The organism is Synechococcus sp. GFB01, assembly GCF_001039265.1.
GTDB lineage: Bacteria > Cyanobacteriota > Cyanobacteriia > PCC-6307 > Cyanobiaceae > NIES-981.
Map to the genome: position 1 here is coordinate 1 of NZ_LFEK01000090.1, position 5,375 is coordinate 5,375.

Genomic DNA, 5,375 nt, shown 5'->3' on the forward strand with positions numbered 1-5,375 from the left:
CGCCCCGCGGATCGAGGCCGACCAGATCGGTGAAGGTCGCCCGCCACGATCGCATCCAGAATCGCCAGCCGGCTGGCATCAGCGGTCGGTCCGGGCCTGTCGCATGGACCCTAGTCCCCGGCACCGGAGCGGGCCTGAAGGCATCAGGCCAGCGACCTCAGGCGTCCCGCCACTCACCGATCTGAGCCGGCTCGAGCAAGACCCCGGGGCTGGAGATCCACACGCCGTAGGTCCCGATCAACCTGCCAGCGGCAGCTTCGGGGTGCTTGCGCTGGATGTCACCGCCATCCGCCTGATCCGATCTCCGCGAAGCCTGAACAGCCGCACGGAGTTGCCGATTCGCCGCTGGGGGAGCCCCCCGACCTTGAAGCTTCCTGAACAACCGGATCAGCGGGCCGTTCCAGATCCAGGATGAGGATCAAGAAATGATCCTGGGAAGGCCATGTCAGATCAGCTCTCCGATCACACAGAACAGCCCCGTGCCGGCAATGACAAGGACCCGACAGCCAGGGCGGAGCCGGAGTATGTGGCATGGGCTGAGGAGCATGATCAGGAGAAGCGATTGCATGAGGCATCGCTGGCTCAGATCACCGAACATCATGATATCGACGGCGAACAGACAGCGATCCATGAACAGGAGGCCTGGGCACGCCGTCGCGATAAGGAACACCATCTCCATGACAGCGCCATGGAACAGCTCCGGCATCACAACGACTGATTCCTGCAGCATGCCCATGGTGTGAATCCAGCCCTCCAGGCGATCACCTGCCGACCGGACAGATCCTGCCTGGGGTCGCGCAGGGGGCCAGAGGGCCTTCTGGCGGACTCCGCCCACCAGGCCATGGCGACCGACAGCGCCAGCAGCACCAGCAGCCAGCGCCAGGCGCCCCATCGCGGTCGCCCTGAACGCACCCATCGTCCCGCACGACCGGATCGCCCCGCCGGCAGGGGGCGTCCGCAGCGGCCGCACACCAGCCGGCCGGCGAGAGACCGGTCGGCCTTCACCGACCCGCTGCCGCAGTGGGGACAGGCCATCAGCGCTCCTGCCGGCCTCCCTCGCCGTGGATCGGCGCCCGGAATGACGTCTTAGCTTGTGCCCAGCAGACCACGCCCGGACCATGCTTCAGCGACGCCATCCCGCCCTGCTCGCCAAGAAGGCTCCGATTCTGAACAGTCCGCTCGTGAAGACTCCGCTCGGGAAGGCTCCGCGCGCGTGGGCTTCGGTGGCAGGAGCATCGCTGGCAGCCGCATCGATCGCAGCCCTGCTCGCGGCGCCGAATGTTGTGCCCGGGTCGAGAGCGGCGGGCACCCCTGACTGCACCCTGCTCCGGGCCGTGGGTGGCGGCACCAGCGTCAGCAAGGAGATCCAGCTGAATGGCCCACTGACCTTTCCCTTCGGCCGCACCAACTTCAACACCGATTTCACGGTCACGTCGCCCTACAGCAGCTATCGGATTCACTTCGTCTCCACCTCCACGAAGGAAGGGCCCTACCCCATCCAGGCCTATCTGAAGTTCAGCGATGGCAGCAACCTGCAGGTCGTCAACGAAACCCTCGTGGCCCAGCCCGGTCAGGCGAAGGATTACGGCCCGTTCAGTCCGCCGGCCGGCAAGCTCGTGACCCAGGTGAACGTGAAGGTGGGCTCGAGCTACAACGCCAACGCCACCGGAATGGGTTACACGATCTCGGTCTCGGGCTCTCCCTGATCACAAGATCACCCGATCACCTGAACACCGGCTCGCAGCGTCGGCCGCACCACCCCTTTAGCGGTAGTTCTGGAACTGCAGCGGCACCTCGAGATCCTTCTCCTGCTCGCGCAGCAGGGCGATGGCGCTCTGCAGATCGTCCTTGTTCTTGCCGGTGACCCGCAGGCTGTCGCCCTGGATCGCCACCGTGACCTTCTTGAGGTTGTCGCGCACCGTCTTGCTGAGCTTCTTGGCCAGCTCCTGGCTGAGNCCCTTGCGCAGCTTCACCACCTGCTTCACACGGTTGCCGCCCACGGTCTCGGGATCCTCGAAGTCGAAGATCTTGAGGGAGAGATTGCGCTTGGTGGCCTTCTGGCGCAGCACATCACCCACCGCCTGAAGGGTCATGTCGCTGGCGGTGGTGATCGTGAGGCTGGTCTCCTCCAGGTCGATCGCGGTGCCGGAGTCCTTGAGGTCGTAGCGCTGGCTCACCTCGCGGCGCACCTGATCCACGGCGTTGACCAGCTCCTGGCGGTCGAAGTCGCTCACCACGTCGAAGGAGAAGGTGTCTGCCATGGGCCGGGAGGGGGTGGAGCCAGCCTAGAAAAGAGCAGCCTCCGCCTCCGCTGATGACCACCGCCCCCGAGCTTGCCGCCGCCGCCTCCCTGGCGCCCTATGGCTGGTCGCTGCTGCTGGCCGCCGGCGTGGTGGTGGTCAGCACGGTGCCCCTGGGGGCGGNCCGCTCCCAGGCCGATTTCCAGATGGCCGATCTGGCGGCACCGCGGGCGATGTTCGAGCGGTTGCCGGCCTGGGGCAAGCGGGCGGCCTGGGCGCACCAGAACTGCTTCGAGGCGTTCACGCTGCACGCCCCCGCCGCCCTGCTCTGCCTGCTGGCGGGCCCGGCCAGTCCGGCGGCGGCGGTCGCGGCCTGGCTGCACCCCGCTCTGCGCCTGGCCTACATCGGCGCCTATGTGGGCAACCTGCCGCCGCTGCGGGGCCTGTGCTGGGCCGGTGGTCTCACCTGCAGCGGCATCCTCTACGTGGCGGGGCTGCGGACCCTGCTGGCCGGCTGACCTGACCGGCCGGCGGAGNCTGCCTAGAACGGAAACAGACGCCAACCCGGCGATGGCCCGAGCTCACCGTGTGCTGATCCCGCTGCTGCTCGTGCCCCTGACGGCCGGCCCGATCACNGCGCCGGTGCTGGCAGGCCCTACGCCCTATCCAAGGCCCTACGCCACCCCGTATCGCACGCCTTATCGCACCCCCTACAGCCCCTACCGGGGCGGCAACGTCCCCGAGTATTGGCGCCGCGACGCCAACCGCTGGCGGCGCGAAGACTGGAATCGCCGGCCCTACTACAACCACTGGGGCCGCCCCTGCGCCGGAGCGGGCTGCTATCCCTCCAACTGGAGGCCCAACTGGGTGCGGCCCGGCTGGGGTCGCTACCGGCCCTGGAACTACGGCTGGTACGGCCCGCGCTGGTATTCCAACTCCTGGAACTGGTGGGGCCCGCAGTCGGTGCTCTGGGGCATCACCGCCCTGGCCACGGCCGCGATCATCAACAACGCCATGAACAACGCGATCCGGTCCAACCAGCCCACGATCGTGGTGCCCAACACCCCCTATCAGCTCGACTACCGCACGGTGGAGGCCGCCACCGACAACGGCATCAGCTTCGTGGTGCGCCGCGACGGCCGCAGCTATCAGATGGATGCCGACTGCCGCGATGGCGAGCTCAACGGCCATCTGCCCAACACCGCCGCGGAGGCTGAACTGCTCAACGCCGCCTGCCACGTGGCGTTCGGCACCTAGTCGAAGAACATCAGGCTCACCACCTTGCCCATGTCCTCGGCCACCCGCACGCTGGCGAGCAGGGTCTCACTGTCGTGGAAGGCGTAGCAGATCAGCTGATCGCAACGGGTGATGATGTCCTGATTGCAGAGGCTGCTGGCCATCGGCAGGGGCAGTTCGTCGTGCTCGGGCTTCTCCACCAGGTGCAGCACCTGCTTGAGCTGATCGCGGGATTCGGCCGGCTGGCGCTCCAGGCTCTGGGGCAGCAGCACCGTGAGGCGGGAGGGGTCCACCTCCAGCACGCTGCGGATCACCGCAGCGTTGACGCCCTGGGCTCCGGAGGTGATCAGGTTGTGGCCTTCCTGAGCCAGGGATCGGGCCACCAGTTCCACCAGGTGGATCGAGACCACCGGCACATGGCGACTGCCGAGGATGGCGATGCGCCGCTTGCTGCGGTCCTGCAGCATGGCCAGCTCCTGGGCCAGCGTGTCGATTCGATCGAGCGCGGGGAGATCCAGAGACCGCGTCACAACTGAGACCCCACCGCTGAGTCGTCACCTCTGCCGTGAAGCTAGCAGCGCTATCGGGCCAGCGCCGGAAGCTGCAGCCGGGTGAAGAGGGAATCGAAGGCGCAGTGCTCCTCCACCAGCCGGTAGGCATAGCTGGCCTTCACGGCTTCATGCAGCCGCACATGGCCGAAGGCCTGCTCCACCACCTCCACGGTGGTGAGGGTGTCGTGCTCCACCTTCAGCAGCGGCACCTCGAGCTCCTCGGCGCGATTGATCAGCTGGGGCAGTGGGTCGCCGGCTCCGGTGAGGATCAGGCACTGGGTGGAGGCCTCCAGGGCCGCCAGCTGGATGTCGGTGCGGTCGGCACCCGTCACCACGGCCATGTTGCGGCGGCGGCGGAAGAACTCCATCGCCGAATTCACGTTCATGGCTCCGATCGAGAGGGTTTCCACCAGCAGATCGAGCCGATCGGGGCAGCAGAGCACCTGGGCTCCGAGACGCCTGGAGAGCTCCGCCACGGTGACGCTGCGCAGCANGGGGCTNGCGCGGCAGCACCCCCAGCACCGGCAGACCGAAGCGCTCCAGGGCGGGCACCAGCTCCTGGCGCAGGCTGGGCACGGCCTCNGGGTCGANCGTATTGAGCANCANCCCGGNCAGGTGATCGNCCAGCTGATNCTNGGCGGNCAGCAGCGGCTCGAGGCTGNAGCTGTCGNTNCAGGCGTGCANCAACAGCANCGGCGCGTCGAGGGCGCTGGCCAGCTGGCCCAGGCTGAGCCCGTAGAGCAGCCCGTCGTGCAGGCTGCCGGGCCCTTCCAGCAGGGCCACGCCCTCGGCGGAGCCGCTGAGCTGCGCGCGCCAGGCCTCGAAGCCGGCGCCGGGCAGACGGTCGCCGCTGAGCAGGCGCTGGCGGGCGCTGACCTGGCCGCGCAGCAGCAGGGCCGGGATCAGCTGCTGCTCGGAGAGGCCGAGGGTCGCACCCACGAACCGCACATCCTCGTCGATCAGCGGGCCGCGTCGGAGTCGTCCGACGCCACGGGATCGTCATCGAAGGTTGTAGCCAGCGGCTTGCCGAAACGCACGGCATGGCCCTGACGCAGCAGCTGGCGGGCCAGCCCCAGCACCACCGCCGACTTGCCGCTGAAGGGTTCGCAGGAGCCGATCAGGAGGGTAGATGGCATCGATCGACCTCTCTGCCCCGGGCGATTGGGTCGCAATCTAGGGGGCCCGCTCCCTCCGCCAAGCTGGGCGGAGGTCGCGGCAGAGCAGTGGACGACCGATCGATGCATCCAACCGCCCCGGCCGACTCGGGCCCGGTGGTGGCGATCACCGGGGCCAGCGGCGCCCTCGGCCAGGCGCTGCTGCGCAGCTGGCACCGGCGCGGCGCCCGGCT

5 protein-coding genes and 1 pseudogene are annotated in these 5,375 nt (G+C 68.2%); 3 read left to right on the forward strand and 3 right to left on the reverse strand.

Features of this window, described 5'->3' with window-relative positions; all coding sequences use genetic code 11:
- Positions 1–442: 442 nt before the first annotated feature.
- Positions 443–718 (forward strand): hypothetical protein, encoded by a 276-nt coding sequence (locus SYNGFB01_RS14340; protein ID WP_072061555.1) that lies wholly within the window; start codon positions 443–445, stop codon positions 716–718.
- Positions 719–1,223: 505 nt separating this feature from the next.
- On the forward strand, positions 1,224–1,706 hold the full coding sequence (locus tag SYNGFB01_RS09610; RefSeq protein ID WP_072061603.1) for a hypothetical protein: 483 nt from the start codon (positions 1,224–1,226) through the stop codon (positions 1,704–1,706).
- A gap of 57 nt (positions 1,707–1,763) precedes the next feature.
- On the opposite strand, the gene SYNGFB01_RS09615 is transcribed toward SYNGFB01_RS09610, so the two are convergent.
- Positions 1,764–2,261: a YajQ family cyclic di-GMP-binding protein gene (locus SYNGFB01_RS09615; RefSeq protein ID WP_048017855.1), complete on the reverse strand. Its 498-nt coding sequence runs from the start codon at positions 2,259–2,261 to the stop codon at positions 1,764–1,766.
- Positions 2,262–2,314: 53 nt separating this feature from the next.
- On the opposite strand from SYNGFB01_RS09615, the gene SYNGFB01_RS09620 reads away from it, so the two are divergent.
- Positions 2,315–2,758 (forward strand): MAPEG family protein, encoded by a 444-nt coding sequence (locus tag SYNGFB01_RS09620; protein ID WP_048017856.1) that lies wholly within the window; start codon positions 2,315–2,317, stop codon positions 2,756–2,758.
- 735 nt (positions 2,759–3,493) lie between these two features.
- On the opposite strand, the gene SYNGFB01_RS09630 is transcribed toward SYNGFB01_RS09620, so the two are convergent.
- On the reverse strand, positions 3,494–4,006 hold the full coding sequence (locus tag SYNGFB01_RS09630; RefSeq protein ID WP_048017857.1) for a DNA recombination-mediator protein A: 513 nt from the start codon (positions 4,004–4,006) through the stop codon (positions 3,494–3,496).
- A 50-nt stretch (positions 4,007–4,056) separates the two neighbouring features.
- Positions 4,057–5,163: pseudogene (locus tag SYNGFB01_RS09635) on the reverse strand (phosphotransacetylase family protein).
- Positions 5,164–5,375: the final 212 nt, after the last annotated feature.